The sequence below is a fragment of the Acidimicrobiales bacterium genome (assembly GCA_035533095.1).
In the GTDB taxonomy this organism is placed as follows: Bacteria; Actinomycetota; Acidimicrobiia; order Acidimicrobiales; family Palsa-688; genus DATLUM01.
The window spans coordinates 1-16111 of sequence record DATLUM010000011.1 but is presented as its reverse complement, the minus strand read 5'-3'; the positions used below and the strand labels follow the sequence as shown (position 1 = coordinate 16111).

21 protein-coding genes are annotated in these 16111 nt (G+C 68.9%); 8 read left to right on the top strand and 13 right to left on the bottom strand.

All coding sequences use genetic code 11. The features are described from left to right. Nucleotides 1-70: 70 nt before the first annotated feature. Together VNF71_01125 and VNF71_01120 are read left to right on the top strand one after the other, a co-directional pair. Nucleotides 71-364 (top strand): hypothetical protein, encoded by a 294-nt coding sequence (locus VNF71_01125; GenBank protein ID HVA73151.1) that lies wholly within the window; start codon nucleotides 71-73, stop codon nucleotides 362-364. Further along, entirely contained in the window at nucleotides 348-959 is a 612-nt protein-coding gene (locus tag VNF71_01120) for a HEAT repeat domain-containing protein (protein HVA73150.1), read from the top strand. The genes VNF71_01125 and VNF71_01120 overlap by 17 nt, the downstream gene beginning before the upstream one ends. Nucleotides 960-965: 6 nt before the next feature. Here the strand turns inward: VNF71_01120 and VNF71_01115 are convergent, their stop codons facing one another. Genes VNF71_01115 through VNF71_01105 form a run of 3 tightly spaced genes read right to left on the bottom strand, consistent with a single transcriptional unit; the run spans nucleotide 966 to nucleotide 2711 of the window. Next, entirely contained in the window at nucleotides 966-1958 is a 993-nt protein-coding gene (locus VNF71_01115; protein ID HVA73149.1) for a rod shape-determining protein, read from the bottom strand. Then, complete coding sequence (locus tag VNF71_01110; GenBank protein ID HVA73148.1) at nucleotides 1951-2247, bottom strand: hypothetical protein; 297 nt, start codon at nucleotides 2245-2247, stop codon at nucleotides 1951-1953. The genes VNF71_01115 and VNF71_01110 overlap by 8 nt, the downstream gene beginning before the upstream one ends. Further along, nucleotides 2244-2711: a molybdenum cofactor biosynthesis protein MoaE gene (locus VNF71_01105; protein HVA73147.1), complete on the bottom strand. Its 468-nt coding sequence runs from the start codon at nucleotides 2709-2711 to the stop codon at nucleotides 2244-2246. The genes VNF71_01110 and VNF71_01105 overlap by 4 nt, the downstream gene beginning before the upstream one ends. Before the next feature lie 112 nt (nucleotides 2712-2823). On the opposite strand from VNF71_01105, the gene VNF71_01100 reads away from it, so the two are divergent. Beyond that, nucleotides 2824-4056 (top strand): trypsin-like peptidase domain-containing protein, encoded by a 1233-nt coding sequence (locus tag VNF71_01100; GenBank protein ID HVA73146.1) that lies wholly within the window; start codon nucleotides 2824-2826, stop codon nucleotides 4054-4056. Here the strand turns inward: VNF71_01100 and VNF71_01095 are convergent. Continuing rightward, the gene (locus VNF71_01095; GenBank protein ID HVA73145.1) at nucleotides 4053-5138 is read right to left on the bottom strand and encodes an NAD-dependent epimerase/dehydratase family protein; all 1086 of its coding nucleotides are present in this window, start codon (nucleotides 5136-5138) and stop codon (nucleotides 4053-4055) included. The two genes, VNF71_01100 and VNF71_01095, sit on opposite strands and share 4 nt — an antisense overlap. Nucleotides 5139-5176: 38 nt before the next feature. Here VNF71_01095 and VNF71_01090 point away from each other — a divergent pair, with 38 nt between their 5' ends. After that, a complete protein-coding gene (locus VNF71_01090) occupies nucleotides 5177-6409 on the top strand; it encodes a zinc-dependent metalloprotease (GenBank protein ID HVA73144.1) in 1233 nt (410 codons plus the stop codon). 63 nt (nucleotides 6410-6472) lie between these two features. Next, complete coding sequence (locus tag VNF71_01085) at nucleotides 6473-7231, top strand: hypothetical protein (protein HVA73143.1); 759 nt, start codon at nucleotides 6473-6475, stop codon at nucleotides 7229-7231. Between the two features lie 46 nt (nucleotides 7232-7277). Here the strand turns inward: VNF71_01085 and VNF71_01080 are convergent, their stop codons facing one another. Continuing rightward, entirely contained in the window at nucleotides 7278-7733 is a 456-nt protein-coding gene (locus tag VNF71_01080) for an Rrf2 family transcriptional regulator (protein HVA73142.1), read from the bottom strand. A 9-nt stretch (nucleotides 7734-7742) separates the two neighbouring features. After that, entirely contained in the window at nucleotides 7743-8204 is a 462-nt protein-coding gene (locus VNF71_01075; GenBank protein HVA73141.1) for a phosphoglycerate mutase family protein, read from the bottom strand. Nucleotides 8205-8272: 68 nt separating this feature from the next. On the opposite strand from VNF71_01075, the gene VNF71_01070 reads away from it, so the two are divergent. After that, nucleotides 8273-9277: a class E sortase gene (locus tag VNF71_01070; protein ID HVA73140.1), complete on the top strand. Its 1005-nt coding sequence runs from the start codon at nucleotides 8273-8275 to the stop codon at nucleotides 9275-9277. 28 nt (nucleotides 9278-9305) lie between these two features. Here VNF71_01070 and VNF71_01065 read toward each other — a convergent pair whose 3' ends face one another. The 4 genes from VNF71_01065 to VNF71_01050 form a co-directional block, all read right to left on the bottom strand. Next, nucleotides 9306-9731, bottom strand: a complete 426-nt coding sequence (locus VNF71_01065; protein ID HVA73139.1) for an NUDIX hydrolase — start codon at nucleotides 9729-9731, stop codon at nucleotides 9306-9308. A gap of 35 nt (nucleotides 9732-9766) precedes the next feature. Beyond that, on the bottom strand, nucleotides 9767-10048 hold the full coding sequence (locus VNF71_01060; GenBank protein ID HVA73138.1) for a hypothetical protein: 282 nt from the start codon (nucleotides 10046-10048) through the stop codon (nucleotides 9767-9769). 71 nt (nucleotides 10049-10119) lie between these two features. Beyond that, entirely contained in the window at nucleotides 10120-11811 is a 1692-nt protein-coding gene (leuA, locus tag VNF71_01055) for a 2-isopropylmalate synthase (GenBank protein HVA73137.1), read from the bottom strand. 231 nt (nucleotides 11812-12042) lie between these two features. Beyond that, nucleotides 12043-13149 carry a trypsin-like peptidase domain-containing protein gene (locus tag VNF71_01050; protein ID HVA73136.1) on the bottom strand — a complete coding sequence of 369 codons (1107 nt, stop codon included), beginning with the start codon at nucleotides 13147-13149 and terminating at the stop codon, nucleotides 12043-12045. Between the two features lie 286 nt (nucleotides 13150-13435). Between VNF71_01050 and VNF71_01045 the strand changes: the two genes are divergently transcribed. Further along, the gene (locus VNF71_01045) at nucleotides 13436-13684 is read left to right on the top strand and encodes a WhiB family transcriptional regulator (GenBank protein HVA73135.1); all 249 of its coding nucleotides are present in this window, start codon (nucleotides 13436-13438) and stop codon (nucleotides 13682-13684) included. Between the two features lie 12 nt (nucleotides 13685-13696). Here VNF71_01045 and VNF71_01040 read toward each other — a convergent pair whose 3' ends face one another. Continuing rightward, nucleotides 13697-14020, bottom strand: coding sequence for a twin-arginine translocase TatA/TatE family subunit (locus tag VNF71_01040; protein HVA73134.1), 324 nt, complete (start codon nucleotides 14018-14020; stop codon nucleotides 13697-13699). Nucleotides 14021-14249: 229 nt separating this feature from the next. Between VNF71_01040 and VNF71_01035 the strand changes: the two genes are divergently transcribed. Continuing rightward, on the top strand, nucleotides 14250-14537 hold the full coding sequence (locus VNF71_01035) for a WhiB family transcriptional regulator (protein ID HVA73133.1): 288 nt from the start codon (nucleotides 14250-14252) through the stop codon (nucleotides 14535-14537). 28 nt (nucleotides 14538-14565) lie between these two features. Here the strand turns inward: VNF71_01035 and VNF71_01030 are convergent, their stop codons facing one another. Both VNF71_01030 and VNF71_01025 read right to left on the bottom strand, forming a co-directional pair. Further along, nucleotides 14566-15447 carry a hypothetical protein gene (locus tag VNF71_01030; GenBank protein ID HVA73132.1) on the bottom strand — a complete coding sequence of 294 codons (882 nt, stop codon included), beginning with the start codon at nucleotides 15445-15447 and terminating at the stop codon, nucleotides 14566-14568. Between the two features lie 19 nt (nucleotides 15448-15466). After that, a partial coding sequence (locus VNF71_01025; GenBank protein ID HVA73131.1) for a TrkA family potassium uptake protein occupies nucleotides 15467-16111 on the bottom strand: 645 nt, incomplete at its 5' end.

Genomic DNA, 16111 nt, shown 5'->3' with positions numbered 1-16111 from the left:
CTTCGGTAGTGGTCACGAACCTGCTTTCCCCGGTGGCGGCGCACCAGCCTGCCATGCCAGGAGGCCGGTGATGGGTCCGTCCCGGCTGCTCGCGCTGCTCGCCCCGGTACTCGTCTGGGCGAGGCGGTTGCTCCACCAGCCCGCCCCGGCGGACCGTCGACATGCACGGCGGCTAGCAGTGGATTCGGCGTGGGGTCCGCCCGTGGGGCACCCGCGGCCATGGATGCCCGGCTTCTTCAAGCGCTCCCGGGCCGCGGGGTTGATCGTCTGCGGGGCGGTCTTGGCTGGCGTCGTCCTCGCAGGATTGCTCGGCTTCGCCGTGTGGCTCCTCGCGGTGGGCATCCACCATGTCGCCTCCAGCTGACACAGCAGGCGGGCGACGGCGCGCCGTGGCTCTCGCCGGTCACACCGGCGACACCGCGACGGCACTCGCCGCTCTGCACGACGAGTCGCCGGCGGTACGCGCCACCGCTCTCGGAGCTCTGTCCAGGCTCGGAGTCCTCGAGCCCGGCGATCTGGAATCGGCGATGCGCGACACCGCGGCGGAGGTCCGCTCGAGGGCCGCTGAGCTGTCCGTGGCGGGCGACGCGGCGGCGGTGACGTCGCTGGTGAGCCTCCTCGACGACCCGGCGGCTCCCGTCGTGGAGGCGGCGTGCTTCGCGCTCGGCGAGATCGGAAGCGCGGCCGGCGCGGCTGTCCCGAGACTGTCATCGGTGGCGGCCGAGCACCGCGAGCCGTTGCTCCGAGAGGCCGCCGTCGCCGCTTTGGGGTCCATCGGCGACCCCGCCGGCCTGCCGGCGATCTTGCGCGCGACCTCCGACAAGCCGGCGGTGCGGAGGCGAGCGGTTCTCGCGCTCGCGCCGTTCTCCGGCGACGACGTGGACGCCGCGCTGAACCGCGCGAGGGAAGATCGCGATTGGCAGGTGAGACAGGCCGCAGAGGACCTGACGGGCCGCTGACCAGCTCTACATGAACAGGTCTTTGACCGCTTCGAACTCCTCGAGGCATTTGCCGGCGCCGAGCACGACGCACTCGAGGGGCGCATCGACGAGATGCACCGGCAACTGGGTCTCCGCGGAGAGTCTCTTGTCGAGACCGCTCAGCATCCCGCCGCCGCCGACGAGGTGGATTCCCTGACCGATCAGATCCTGCGCGAGCTCGGGCGGTGAGTTGCCGAGGCACTTGACCACCGAATCGACGATCGCGCCTACCTGCTCCTCGATCGCCTCCCGAACCTCTTCGGGAGCGAGGATGACGGTCTTGGGCAGCCCGGTCATCAGGTCGCGGCCGCGTACCTCCGCCTTGATCGAGTCGTCGGTGGGCCACGCCGATCCGATCGCGAGCTTGATCTCCTCGGCGGTTCGCTCCCCCACCGCTATGCCGTACTCGCGACGGACGTAGGTCTGGATGGAGGCGTCTATGTCGAAGCTTCCGACACGGATCGCTTCAAGAGCGACGATCCCGCCCAGGGAGATCACCGCCGTCTCGGTCGTACCACCGCCCACGTCGACGACCATGTTGCCGAGCGGCTCGTGTATGGGCAGCCCCGCACCAATCGCTGCCGCCATCGGCTGCTCGATCAGGTACGCACCGTTGGCGCCGGCGCCGCGGGCTGCTTCCTCGACAGCGCGTCGTTCGACCTCCGTGATCGCGGAGGGAACGCAGATGAGCACACGCGGTCGGTTGAAACGCGACACCCCGGCGCGCTGCAGCAGCAGCCGGATCATCCGCTGGGTGATGTCGAAGTCGGTGATGGCGCCCTTGCGAAGCGGGCGCACCGCGACGATGTAGCCGGGCGTCCGCCCGATCATCTGCCAAGCCTCGTGACCCATCGCGAGCACGTCGTGGGTGCGGGAGTTGAGCGCGATCACCGTGGGCTCGTTGAGCACTATTCCGCGGCCGCGCGAGTACACGAGGGTGTTCGCGGTGCCGAGGTCTATGGCGAGGTCCCTAGCCATGGTCGGCCCCCGCCCGCTTGGGTTCCTCGTCACCGGCGCTGCTCGCCGCGATGGTGCGGACCCCGCGGAGTTGTGGCTCGATTCGGAGACCCGGTTCGGGAACCGGGCGTGCGTCTTCACCGTCTGGGGCGAGGGCGCGCAGCCCACGGTTGAACGACGAGATGTTCGCCTGCACGGACTTGGGAGTCCGGTGCCTCCACCACACGGCAAGCCCTCCCAGGACGGCGAACACGACCGCACCGATGAGGTACGCCAGGTTCGACAGGACGACGCTCGAGGACGCGATCAAGTGCGCACCTCCGCTATCGGCTGCGCGTCGAGGCCCCAATCCTCGCCGCCGTCCCAGCGTTCGCGCTTCCAGATGGGAACCGTCTTCTTGAGGGTGTCGATGCAGTAGCGCGCCGCTTCGAACGCCTCGCTCCTGTGCGCCGCTGACACTGCCACGAGCACGGAGCACTCCCCGACCTGCAGCGTTCCGAAGCGGTGCAGCAGCACCACCCTTCCCAGCGACGGCCAGCGGCGCCGTGCCTCAGCCGAGATGTCCTCCAGCCGTCGCTCGACTTGGTGCGGGTAGGCCTCGTACTCCAGCTCGGTCACACCAGGGCGGCCCTCCGCGTGATCGCGCACCGTGCCGCCGAACACGACCACGGCCCCGCACGAGGGCAGCGTCACCCACGACGAGGCGCGCTCGTACGACAAGGGGGACGTGGTCAGCTCGATCCAGGTGTCCTCGCTGCCGGGAGCATCCTGCACGTACCAATGGTACGGCGGCGGAACGCCGCCGTGTTCCCGCAGGGACTTACCGGTCTCTGCGGAAGCCGGGGGCGATGACCCCCGAGAGCCCCCCGTAACTACTCTCGGTGCCGTGGAAACCGACGACGGCTTGGACGACGAAGGTCCCACACGGCCGTTGCTCCCGCCGGATGACCGGCTGTGGAGGCACCCATCCGAGCTGCGCGCGCCCGGCGAGCATTCGGCGTCCACAGTCACGCGCAGCGCGCAACCCCTGGGAGCGGGGCGGGTATGGGCGGTCGCCATCGTCGCGGGCGTGGTCGGCGCACTCACTGCGTCGGGGGTCGGAATGCTCAGCGGGGCGTTCGAGCAGCAGACCACGGTCATCAAGCCGGTATCGCAAGGGCCGTCGCTGACGCTGGCAGCCGACACCGGCAACGCTGCACCTGCCGTGGACTGGACTGCTGTCGACGACGAGATAGCCCCCTCCGTGGTAGCGATCGAAGTGCGCAGCGCCAGCGGTCCTGCGACCGGTTCGGGCATGTTGATGGTCGGCGGATACGAGGGCTCCTACGTGATCACCGACAGTTCGCTCGTCGCCGGCGGCGGGTCGATCTCGGTCTCGTATTCGTCGGGTGAGACGGTGCGCGGGCGCCTCGTGGCGTCGGATCCTCTCAGCGGACTCGCCCTGGTTGCCGTCCCGGACGGGCAGGGGATCTTCCCGACCTTCGGGACCGTTGCGGAGTTGCAGGACGCCAGCCCGGTGCTGGCGGTCGGGGCCCGGACCTGGCCTGGCGGATCAGTGTTCGCGGGATCGGTCAGCGGCGAGGACCGCGAGGTGGACACTTCCAGTGGGCAATCGATGGAGAACATGATCGCGATGACGTCGGTTCAGATACCGGCGTCCGCGGCCGGCGGTCCTCTGGTCGACAGCCGCGGTCGCGTCGTCGGCGTGACGGTCGCGCTCGACCCGACCGACCCCACGGATCAGGGACTGACCTTCGCGGTGCCGATCGACCTGGCGAGGAAGATCGCCCAGGAGATGCTGGCCAACACCGCCGTCCAGCACCCGTGGTTGGGGATCACCGATGCCGTCGATCTCTCATCGGCGGTCGCTACACAACTGGGCGTCAGCGGCGGAGCTCAGGTCGCCGGCATCTGGCCAGGAGGGCCTGCGAGCCATGCCGGACTCGGCCGCAACGACATCATCATCGCCTTCGACGGGACTCCCGTCACCTCGACCGGAGCGCTTACGACGCTGCTTGCAGATACGCCGCCCGGCAAGGTCGTGCAGATCTCCTACATCCACGACCGGGCTCAACGGACCGGGACGGTGGTCGTCTCCAACCAGCCGTCCGGCGGCTAACGCCGGCGCCGGCGCCTGATGGCGGCGAACACGGCGCCTGCTCCTGCTATCACGCCGGCGGTCGCAATCAGCGCGATGACCAGGTTGTAGTTCTGCCGCTTGCCGGGTGGAAGGTCGTCCCAGTGCGGGCGCGCGTCGGTCGCGACGAGCGCTTCCTCGCTGGAATACTGCGGCCGCCACCCTTGCGCCTTCAGCTTGTCCGGCGCGATGACCCAGGGGTGGGTGGCATAGGCCCTCGCCTCGCGCGGGACGCCCGACCGCCACATCTTCCAGGTCCACTCGGAGAACGCGTTCGCGACGCGCGACGGCAAGGGGAGCTTCGCGACCCCACCGGCGAGCGCGCGTGCCTCGTCCTCCCGCACGCCCGGATCGGGAGCGACGTTGTAGACGCCGTCAAGGCCGCGTTCCCACGCAAGTACTGCAGCAGATGCGAGGTCGTCGACGTGCAGGTACTGCACCGGCCTCGCGCCGTCGCCTGATCTCGGTGAACGGGTGATTCCCAGCGCCTGGTAGAGAGGGCGCTCAGGCGAACCGACTGTCGCGCTCGGCCTGAGTATCGCCACGCGAACGTCGCGGTGTGACCCCGACCACTCGGCGAGCATCCGCTCCGCCTCGGCCTTGCCGACAGCGAACGGGAATTCGGGATTCGGTCGTAGAGGGGTGTCTTCGGTGAGCGGAACCTTGTTGTCCGGCCAGGCGCCGTACACCGTCGCGCTCGACACGAACACCAGCCTCTCCACTCCGGCTTCGGCAGTGGCCGCCAGGACCCGGCTAACCGCCCGGCGATTGGCCCCCGAAGGGTCCCCACGCGCACTGAAGCCCTCGCCGGGGGCCGTCCAGGCAAGATGTATGACCCCGTCAGCCGCCTTGAACGCCTCCGCCAGGCCGTCGCCCGAACCGTCGAATCGCGGCGGGGGCGCGTCCGCGAGGTCCGTCAAGCGGAAGTCGAGCTTCGGATGTGACCACGCCGTGGCAACCACGTCGACACCCACGACTCGCTCCACGTCCTCGCGTTCTACGAGCAGCCGGGCGACCCTCTGGCCCAGCGAGCCGGATATCCCGGTGACGACAACGCTGCTCATGGGTCCTACGATGCCCCAATGGCAGTCGGTTGCGGACCGTGAGCGATCCGGAATTCTTCGGGCCCGGCGGGCCGTTCGCGGGCGGTCCGTTCGGTGATCTCATGCGCAACCTGGCCCGTCTTTTCACCACTCAGGGGCCGGTCAACTGGGAGATAGCCCGCCAGATGGCATTGTGGGCCGCAACGGGAGGCGAGCCCGAGGGCAACGTCGACCCGGTCGCCCGCGTGCGCATGGAGGAGCTGATACGCGTCGCCGAACTGCATGTGGCCGAGGCTACCGGCCTCGCTGTTTCTTCGAGCGGACTGCTGTCGGTTCGGGCCGTCACCCCCAGCGAGTGGGCGCTTCGCACGCTCGAGGCGTGGAAGCCGCAGCTGGAGGCGCTCGCCACCAGGATGAACTCGGCCCTGGCACAGTCCGGCGAGATCGGTGACACCGGCGGGCTCGCCGGCGGCACCGAGGGCCCCGCCGGCGGCGAGGACCCCATGGCCAAGCTGTTCGCGAACCTGCCGCAGGTGCTCGGGCCGTTCCTGTTCGGCCTGCAGGCCGGCTCGATGGTCGGGCAGCTGGCGACCCGGTCGATGGGCCAGTACGACCTCCCGGTTCCGCGCCCAGCGAGCGACGAGCTCCTCGTCGTACCGGCCGCCATCGACTCGTTCGCGTCGGACTGGAGCATCGAACCCGACGACGCGCGGATGTGGGTGTGCCTTCGCGAGGCCTCACACCACGCGGTTCTCGGCCGCCCTCACGTAAGAGCGCGCCTCGACGGGCTGATCGGGGCGTACATCGCGGCGTTCGACCCGAACCCCTCCTTCCTCGAGGAGAAGCTCGGGGGACTCGACCCGACCGACATGTCGGGCATGCAGGACTTGCTGGGCGACCCCGAGACGCTCCTCGGCGAGATGGAGAGCGACGAGCAGCGCAGGGTGCGCGCCTCGCTGCGCTGCATCCTCGGCGCCGTCGTTGGGTACGTGGACCACGTGATGGACTCGGTCGGCCGCCGGCTCATCGGGTCCTACGGTCCGATCACCGAAGCGCTACGCAGGCGGCGGCTGGAGGAGAGCAGCGGGACGAGGATCCTCGGGAAGCTGTTCGGGGTGGTGCTGGATCAGGCGGGTTACGAGGAGGGGCGGTCGTTTGTGCGGGGCATCACCGAACGCGCCGGCGAGGAGGGGCTGTCCCGGCTTTGGTTGTCCGAGCGCGAGCTGCCCACCCCGGCGGAGTTGTCGGCCCCCGGCCTCTGGCTGGCAAGGATCGATCTTCCCGATTCCTAGCCGGCCCTCAAGGCCCGCCGGTGCGCTTCTCAAGCGACCGCGATCGGTGCCGATAAAGACCACATGGCTGAGCAGTGGGACCCGCCGAAGGGCGAGAGCAGAGGCCCTGGGGGGCCTGGACTGAACCGCAACGCGCTGCAGGCGACGCTTGCCGACCTGGTTCGAGAGGCTGACGGCCCCGCTCCGGGAGCCGGCGCAGCAGGGGCGCCGGCGGCGGGAGCACCGCTGCCGATCGTTCCGGGTGCTCCGGTTCCGGCCCCTTCTGCCGGTCCTCGCCCTTTGCGTGGTCCGTCCGCATCCCATCCCGTCGTCGACGCGGACGCCTCTGACGCTCCCGACGATCCCCAGGCCGGCCCGAGGGCTGCCCCCCGCCCCGCGCCGTCCAACCGGCCGAAGCTCCCCTTCAGTCCCGAACCCGCCCCCTCGGGATCCGGCCCGGCCGGAGCCGTCCGGCCGGGCTCGGGAGTCTCGGGCGGCTTCAGCTCGAGCGTCGGCGGCGGCGGATTCGGTGGCGGCTCTCTGGGCGCCAGCAGCCTGAGCGGCCGCATCACCCCCGGCGACCTGGGCGACAACCTGGCCCGCCTGGCCCCTACCCCGACCGAGCAGCCCACGATCCCGTTGCGCAAGCGCCGTCCCGCCGAGGCTGAACGTGACGCCGGCGCCGCAGCCGACGGGGCCGCCGGCAGGGCCGCCCAGGCCCCGGCCGCCCCGGCGCAACCGACCCGTCCGGTGGTGGCCATCGAGGCGTGGTCCCCGCACTACGACGACATTCTCCCCCAGCGGCCCACTCGTACGGGTCGCGCCTTCCGCCGGGCGCGCTGACGGTCCTCCCCTCCAGGGCCGTCACCGCCCCGGCGCGGGCGACATCTCAACGCCGGCGGTCGGCGCCCGGGTCGTGCAGCATCTCCACGACCTCCTGCGGCAGATCGCGGGCGAGTATGGCGGCCAGCGTGACCTCCTCGAGCACCGCCCTCAAGCTGGCGCGGACCGCCACCCACACGTCGGCCAGGCGGGTGGCCGGCGCCGCGTAACGGACCGTCTCGGGCCGGTCACCGCGGACGAGAGCGAGCGGACCGTCAGCGGCACGGACCACGTCGGCCACGGTGATGCGCTCGGCCGGCCGGGCGAGCCAGTACCCGCCTTCGGGCCCGCGCCGGCTGTGCAGCAGGCCGGCCTGGCGCATCTCCGACAGGATCGACTCCAAGAAGGCCGGCGGGATGTGCTGCGACTCGGCGACCACATCACCCTTGACGGGCACACCGTCTCTGGCCGCGATCTCGATCATGGCGCGCACCGCGTAGTCGGCCTTGGCCGTGACCTGCACTCCCCGCTCCTAACGCGGCGCTTCCATATAGCTGGCCGAGATGAACCGGTCGCCGGCGGTCTCGAGGATCCAAACAGAGGCCTTCGCCTGTCGGGGGTAGGGGCCGAGATCGAGTCCGTCCTCAGCGACGAGCGCTTGAAGCAGTTCGGGTATGACGTCGCCGTGGGTGCACAGCGCAACACTGCTGCCGGCGAGGCGCCTGACCAGTTCGAGCGCCTCGTAGGCGCGGCCCTCGCCGAGCGCTGCCACCGGTTCGACCTGCAGGCCTACGGCGGCGCCCAGCGGCTCGAACGTCTGGATGCAACGCGCGTACGGGCTGGAGAGCAGCCGCTTCAGAGCGTGTTTCTCGAGGTTCGCGGCCAGCGAACGCGCCTGCGCGCGGCCGGCGGGGCTCAAGGGTCGGTCCCTGTCGGGTCCCTCCCACGCGGAGCGCGACCCGGCGTCAGCGTGTCGAACCAGGAGGATCGGCATCGCGTGAGTCTGTCAGGCAACGCCACTGGTGACGGGTGGTTCCCGTGCGCCCGGTTTAGCCTGGTGCGATGAGCCCCCCAGCGAGCGAGGTAGACGCCGGCCGATGGTCGGCGGCCCGCGCCGGCGAGGCAGGCCCACCACCGGTGAGGCACCGCATGGGTCCGGTGCGCCGCACGGTACGGGAAATCGGTCTCGCCCTCATCACCTTGGGCGTGATCGTCCTCCTCTTCGTCGCGTACCAGCTGTTCGGCACAAACATCGCCGAGTCCCACAGCCAGGCAAATCTCAAGAAGTCGTTCGCGGCCGCTCTGGCGCAGCACCATGCGGCCACCAACCCCGACAACCCCACGCTCGGGACCTCCGGCAGCACCGCGCAGCAGGACTCCCTTCCCACCGGCGGCGCGATCGACCATCTGGTGATCCCCAGGATCGGAGTCGACAAGTTCGTGGTCGAGGGTGTGGCCGAAGCAGATCTGAGGCGCGGCCCGGGGCACTACCTGAACACGCCGATGCCCGGCCAGGTGGGCAACTCGGCGATCGCAGGGCACCGGACCACCTACGGCGCGCCGTTCTTCGACCTCAACCAGCTCTCGCCCGGCGACGACATCTTCCTCACCGACACGAGCGGTCACCGGTTCGACTACAAGGTGACCGGCAGCAAGGTGGTCAGCCCGAGCGACATCTCCGTCCTGGATCCCACGCCATTCGCCCAGCTCACCCTCACCACGTGCAACCCGAGGTTCTCGGCCAGCTCCCGCCTGATCGTCTTCGCGCGCCTCAGCGCCAACGAAGCGCCGCTGCCTACTCCACCGACCACCGTCGCGGCGCCGGCGGCTCCACACCACAGCACCCTCGCGTCCGACAACCTCGGCAAGGGCAACAGCCACGCCTGGCCGCCCGTGGTCGGGTACGGAGCGATCGTCGTGATCCTGTGGATCCTGGTGCGGTTGCTCATCAACCGCACCCGCCGCTGGTGGCGCGTCGGTGCCTACATCGGCGGCGTCGCCGTATGCCTCATCCCGCTCTGGTTCTGCTTCGAGAACGTGGTGCTGCTGCTGCCCCAGAACATCTAAAGAAGGTTCGCAGAACCTCTTTGACCAGCTACCCGCCGCCGAGAACCCCTTCCAGGGCGTCCACGACCGCCACGTCGCGCTCGTAGGTCAGGCGAGCCCGGGCTTCGTCAAGCGCGACCCACTCCGCGACGTCCACCTCGTTGTCGCCGGAGGGTGACCCATCCACGACCGTCATCGCCCAATAGCGCACGTGCTTGTTCTTGCCGCTGCGATCCAGGTATGTGGTCGACGGCAGCTCCGCACCGATCTCGGCGAGGATGCTCGCCTCCTCCCGGACCTCCCGCAACGCCGCCTGCTCGTAGGACTCGCCCGCGTCCACCTTGCCCTTCGGCAGCGTCCAGTCGTCGTAGCGCGGCCGGTGGACGAGCACGATCTGCACGCTCGCACCGTCGCGCCTCCAGACCACCCCGCCGGCTGCCCGGACGAGCGGGCCGTCAGCCTGCGGGCCGAACACGGGTCCCCCGCCGGCGCTCCCGGACGACCAAGTGATCAGCCTCCCTGGCCGTCGTCCTCAGGCTGGCCCAGGTCCCAATCGAGGATGAGGTTCTCCCGCTCGGCGTCGCGGGCCACCCGCTCCCGATTGCGCCGGAACTGCGGGTCGTGCGGCGGCAGCAGCAGGAGACGCGCGAGGGCACGCTGGCGGAACTCCTCGATCAGGCTACGGTCGCCGAAGTCGGAGTCGACCCGCCAGTGCGGCGCGACCGGCCCGAGATAGACGACCCGGACGTGCCCCCGCGGCGGGGCCTGCTCTTCGCTGGTCTCGATGGACATGGTCCGTCCAGACTACTGGCTGCTCCCGATCGCTTCTCCCGATCGCTACTGCCGATAGCTGCTGCCGATAGCTACCTGCCGTCCCGGATCCGGTTGGCAGCGCTTATGACGGCCTCGAGAGAGGCGTCGAGGGTGCTCGAGTCGATACCGACACCCCAGAAGCGCTCACCTGCAGCCGCTGTCACCTCGACGTACGCGGCAGCGGTCGCCTCGCTTCCGGCGGTAAGCGCGTGCTGGTGGTAATCCTCAACGGCGAGCTCGACGCCTAGCTCGGACTGGAGCCCGTGCACCAAGGCGTCGACAGGGCCGTTCCCATTGCCCGTGATCGTCCTGTGGTGCCCGTCGACGAGGACCTGGGCGACGACCGACGTGCGCTTGTCCCCCGCCGAGGAAACCTCGGTGGAGATGAGCCTGATGCCCGCGTCGTCTGGGAGATACGTCTCGGCGAAGACGTCCCACAGCTCGCCGGGCTTGATCTCCGTGCCGCTGGCCTCGGTGATCGCCTGCACCTTCTTCGAGAACTCGATCTGCAGGTTGCGCGGCAGGTCGAGACCGTGCTCCGCGTCCATCAAATAGGCGACGCCGCCCTTGCCGGACTGGCTGTTGACCCGGATGATCGCTTCGTAGGTACGCCCCACGTGCTTGGGGTCGATCGGCAGGTACGGGACCTCCCAGGTCTCGTAGTCATCGGAAAGCGCGTCCATGCCCTTCTTGATTGCATCCTGGTGGGATCCGGAGAAGGCCGTGTAGACGAGGTCGCCGACGTAAGGATGGCGCGGGTGGACCGGCAGGCGGTTGCAGTACTCGGCAACGCGCCGAAGATGGTCGATGTCGTGGATGTCGAGCCTGGGGTCGACGCCTTGCGAGAAGAGGTTCATCGCGAGGTTCACCACGTCGACGTTCCCTGTCCGCTCTCCGTTGCCGAAAAGAGTCCCCTCGACGCGGTCGGCACCCGCGAGCTGCGCCAGCTCGGCGGCGGCCACAGCCGTGCCACGGTCGTTGTGGGGGTGCACGCTCAGGACGATCGAGTCACGGTTCCGGATGGTCCGGCTGAACCACTCGATCACGTCGGCGTACACCTGTGGCCCGTACATCTCCACCGTGTTGGGGAGGTTGACGATGATCTTGTTGTCGCTGTCCGGCTCGATGACCTCCATCACCGCTTCGCAGATCTCGACGGCGAAATCCGGCTCGGTACCGGTGAAGCTCTCGGGTGAGTACTCGTAGCTGACGCGCGTCTGCGGGATGGTGTCGGTGTACTTCTTGACGAGTCGCGCCGCGCTGGTCGCGATGTCGACGATGCCCGACCGGTCCAGACCGAAGACCACCTTGCGCTGGAGGGTCGACGTCGAGTTGTAGAAGTGGACGATCGCGTGCGGAGCGCCGGCGATCGCCTCGAAGGTGCGCTCGATCAGCTCCGGGCGGCACTGCACCAGCACCTGGATCACCACGTCCTCTGGGATGCGGTCCTCCTCGATTATCTGGCGGATGAAGTCGAAGTCCGGCTGCGACGCGGCCGGGAATCCCACCTCGATCTGCTTGAAGCCCATCCCTACCAGCGTCTCGAAGAACTTCAGCTTGCGTGGCGGGTCCATCGGGTCGATGAGCGCCTGGTTGCCGTCGCGCAGGTCGACACTGCACCACTGGGGCGCCTTGTCGAGCTCGCGATCGGCCCACGTGCGGTCCCGAAGCACCAGCGGCCGGCAGGGCTTGTATCTCTCGAAGGGCATGTCGCACGGCGTGGGGTATGCGTAGGCGGGCATCGAATTTCCTCGTTGGGATATCGGTCGGATCTGGGTCGGCGGGCGGCGGTCGGGGGCGGGTCGGGCAACAAAAAAACCTCCCGGCCCGGGGGCGCAGGAGGCTTCGGCGAGCACCGGTATGTGGTGCTCGCCTACATGAGAAGGAGGAGGCCGGCGGTCAAGAGTTTGGGCTGCGCGGTCACGAAAGAGAGGGTATCACGCCCCAGGTGCCCCGTCACCCGAGGATGAGGGTCATCCGAGGGTCAACGCGAAGTGCTCCGTCACCGAACCGCGCAGCGCCGTGATGCTCACCCGCTGCCCGGGCGAGTGCCCTGCGAGCAGCGCTATCAGCGCGGCACTGCTGGTGACCTGCTGGCCGGCAAACGACACGATCACGTCGTACGCCTGCATCCCCGCGTCGTACGCCGGCGAGTCGACGAGGACCTGCGACACGATCACCCCGGTGGTGGTCGTGAAGCCGTACTGGGCTGCGAGCTGCGGGGTGTTGTCCTGCATCGAGATCCCGAGCTCCGTCGGTGCCACCTTCGACCCCTTCCTGAGGGTCGGGATCAGCGACTTGATCGTGTTGATCGGGATCGCGAACCCGAGACCCTGAGCGGCCTCGGTGTCGTTGGCCTGCTGGATGACGAGCGTGTTCATCCCGATCACGTCGCCCGCTGCGTCAAGCAGGGGCCCGCCGGAGTTGCCCGGGTTGATCGCCGCATCCGTCTGGATGAGGTTCGGGGGGACGAGCTCGCCGGCGGTGAGCGTCGTGCCTCCGATGGTCCGCCCCAGCGCAGACACGATCCCGGTCGTCGCGGACGGGCCGCCGGGAAGGTTGAGCGCGTTGCCGACTGCGATGACATTGTCCCCGACACGCACCTGCGAGGAATCGCCGAGCACGACCGTCGCCAGGTTGGAGACGTCGGGTACGTGTAGAAGCGCGATGTCGTTGTCCTCGTCGTAACCGGTGAGGTAGGCGTTCACGGACCCGGCCCGGTGGTAAAGGCTGACGTGGATGTAGTTGGCTCCGGCGACCACGTGATAGTTGGTGACGACGTCGCCGTTCGCGGTGATCACCATGCCGGTACCTTCCCCCTGGTCGGTGGTGATAGAGACGACCGCCGGCTCGACGGCCGCAAGGATGGTGGGCACGTCGTTGACCTGGGAGAGGCGGGCGGGCGGGGGCAGCGCCTGGTGGATGACCGTCGTGGTGTCGTGGCCGGCGATCGCAGTGGCGACGATCGCCCCGACCCCGGCGCCGGCCAGCGCGCCGATCGTGCCCGCGATAGCCGCTATGGCCACCCATCGCCGGCGGCCGAGGACGGCGTACCGCGACAGGCCGGTATGTCCGCCCACGGGCGCTTTGTCGCCACTCTCCGTTGCCCCAGTGTTGGGATCAGTCTGCGACTCGACACCGGCCATCGGGTAAAATCATTTCCCAGAACGAACGCAAAATTGCAGCGTTGGGCCGGTTGTGTGAGGGCATGAGGTAAGGTTCCGACAGGTTTGGGCAGGAATTCCGGGCCAAAATGGGCAACCAAAGGGCGGGTGCCGACGTAGTAAAGGTGCGATTTTGCTTTTGACCTCGACGCCGCTTCCTGCACCAGCTTGCGGCGGCGGACAAAGACACGGAGGACGCGTAGTGGACACCAGCTGGATGGCGGAAGGCAAGTGCAGGGAGTTGCCGCCCGAGACCTTCTTCCCTAGCGACGGCGTCGGCGTGGAGATCGCCCGCAGGATCTGCGCGGACTGCCCCGTCAAGGTGCCATGCCTCGAGTACGCCCTTTACAACCGGATCGAGCACGGCGTGTGGGGCGGCGCCTCCGAGCGTGAGCGCCGGCGTCTTGCCCGCCAGCGGCGCGATTCGCGCCGGGCGACGGTCGAGTCCTAAGCCACCGAGCGCCTAGGCGCTCGGTGAGCCGGTCTGCCGGCGAACCTGCTCTTCCCGCTCATTGAGCAGGGCGTCGAGTTGCGCGCGGGTGAGTTGTACCGAGTCGTCGGGGACCCCAGCAGCCGGGAGTGGCTGCGCGGGGGGCGGGGTGGCGGCAGCCTTCGCCGCCTGCTCGCGGGCGGCGTCCTCTTCGGCTTCTTGTTGCGCCTTGCGGAACTCGCGCCCGGCGGTTCCCACGTTGCGTGCGATCTTCGGCAGTTGGCTACCGCCGAGCAGCACGACCAGGATCACCACCACGACGATCCCCAAATCGGGGCCGAACAAATTCGCGGTCATGGCACCAGAGTACTCCTTGCGGGCTTTCAGCGGCCCGCGCGACCGCCGCGTTGACGGGCTGTTGGCCTTCGGCCGGCCGCCCCCATTTATCACGCCGAACCGAAGAAATAGTGGATTCCCCCTTGCGCTCGGGATAGGGAAGGACGAAGATCACATCCATGTAGTTACACGGATGGAGGTCGGAACCGGCTTCTGTCCAGGAAATTCACCGACTGAGGGGAGTCAAGCGGTGAGCGATTTGGTGGACCTCATCCTTCAACCGGCAGACCGCAAGTGGCAGGGACAGGCCAACTGCATGGGCGTCGATCCCGATCTCTTTTTCCCGGAGCGAGGAGCGTCGACGCGCGAAGCCAAGGAGGTCTGCCGTGGTTGTGTCGTCCGCGAGGACTGCCTGGAATACGCGCTGGCGAACGGCGAGAAATTCGGCATCTGGGGCGGCTTGTCGGAGCGCGAGCGCCGCAAGATCCGCCGGCGCCGGGCGATGGAGCGCAGAGCCGGAGCTGTGGCCGCCAGCTGACGCCGCGCGCACCGACGCTGTGGCGTGCTCAACCAAGTTCGAACCTTCCCCCATCGAGGCCCGCCCGCTCAAGGCGGGCCTCGATCGTCGCTGATGGGTCGAGTCCAAGTTCGGCCCAGCGATGGCGCGGTTCGGCGCTCAACACAGCGGCTGGCACGAGGCCCACTAGCTCGCAGCGCTGCACACCGGTGCGACTGGCGACGAAATCGAAGGCAGCGCCGGGACCGGCGATCCAGGGATCGATGAGGTTGCACGAAACCTGCACCGACCGTCCCACCTCGAGCGCGAGAGTCCTGATCCGGCCTTCGAACGCGGCTCGCAGATCGCGGGCGACGACGACCGCCGACGCCAGATCCGGCTCAGCCAGCCACAAGTTGTAGGCGACCAGAACCGGCCGGGCACCGGTGGCGCACGCTCCCGCGCGGGCATGTGGCGCTTTGGGACCCGCTGCCGGCGCGAGATCCACCCACGCGCGCCGGCGAACCTCTGGCAGTGTCGGGTGGCCGCCGATCCCGTAGAAAAAACACGGCAACCCCAGTTCGGCGCCGGCCCAAACGGCGAACCTGTCGCGGGCTTCGACCGCCGGCGCCGGCGGACCATCCGCGACCCAGCCATCGCCTTCGGACGCGCGCGAGAGCGACACCCACGGCACCACGTCGAGCATCCCAATGCGAGGGTGTGCGCCCGAGTGCCGAGCGATGTCCAGCGACGCGACCACGTCCCGGGACAGGGAACAGACCGCGCCGAAGACGTCATCGCCGGGCCCGCAGACAGTGAATACGGAACGGTTGTGGTCACCGTCTGTGTGCAGGTCCAGCAGCAGCGGCCCGCACGACTCCGCGAAGCCCGAGAGCAACCGTCCGTCCCGGCCCTCACTGATGTTGACGACGCACTCGAGCAGCCCGGACACCGGACCCTGGAAGCTGTCTCTAACCGACGAGGATTCGCCGGACCGAGTCCTCGGACTCCGATGTCACGAGCACGATCACCTCGTCGCCGGCGAGGAGCACGGTGTCGCCGCGCGGCACGACCACGCGCCTGTCGCGCACGACCGCCACGATGCTCGCGTCGCGCGGCATGCCGAGCTCCGAAAGCTGGCGATTCAGCGCGGGGCTGCCCTCCGCGAGCGTCACCTCCACCAGGCCCGCCTTGCCCTCGGCGAAGTGCAACAACCTGACGAGTGTTCCCACCGACACCGCTTCCTCGACCAAGGCGGTCATGAGGTGGGGGGTCGAGACCGACACATCGATCCCCCAGGTCTCGTTGAACATCCACCGGTTCTTAGGGTGGTTGACGCGCGCGATCACCCGCGGCACCGCGAACTCCTGCTTGGACAACAACGACACCACCAGGTTGTCCTCGTCGTCCCCAGTAGCCGCCACGACCACCTCTGCATCACCCCAACCCGACCGCTGCAAGGTGCTCACCTCGCAGGCGTCGCCGGCATACCAGCGGATGCCCGTCTCCTCCCGCTGGCGCGCGACCAGCGCGGTGTCCTGCTCGACGATCAGGACTTCGTGGCCGTTCGCCACCAGGTCCTGCGCTATCGACTGGCCCACGACCCCGCCTCCCGC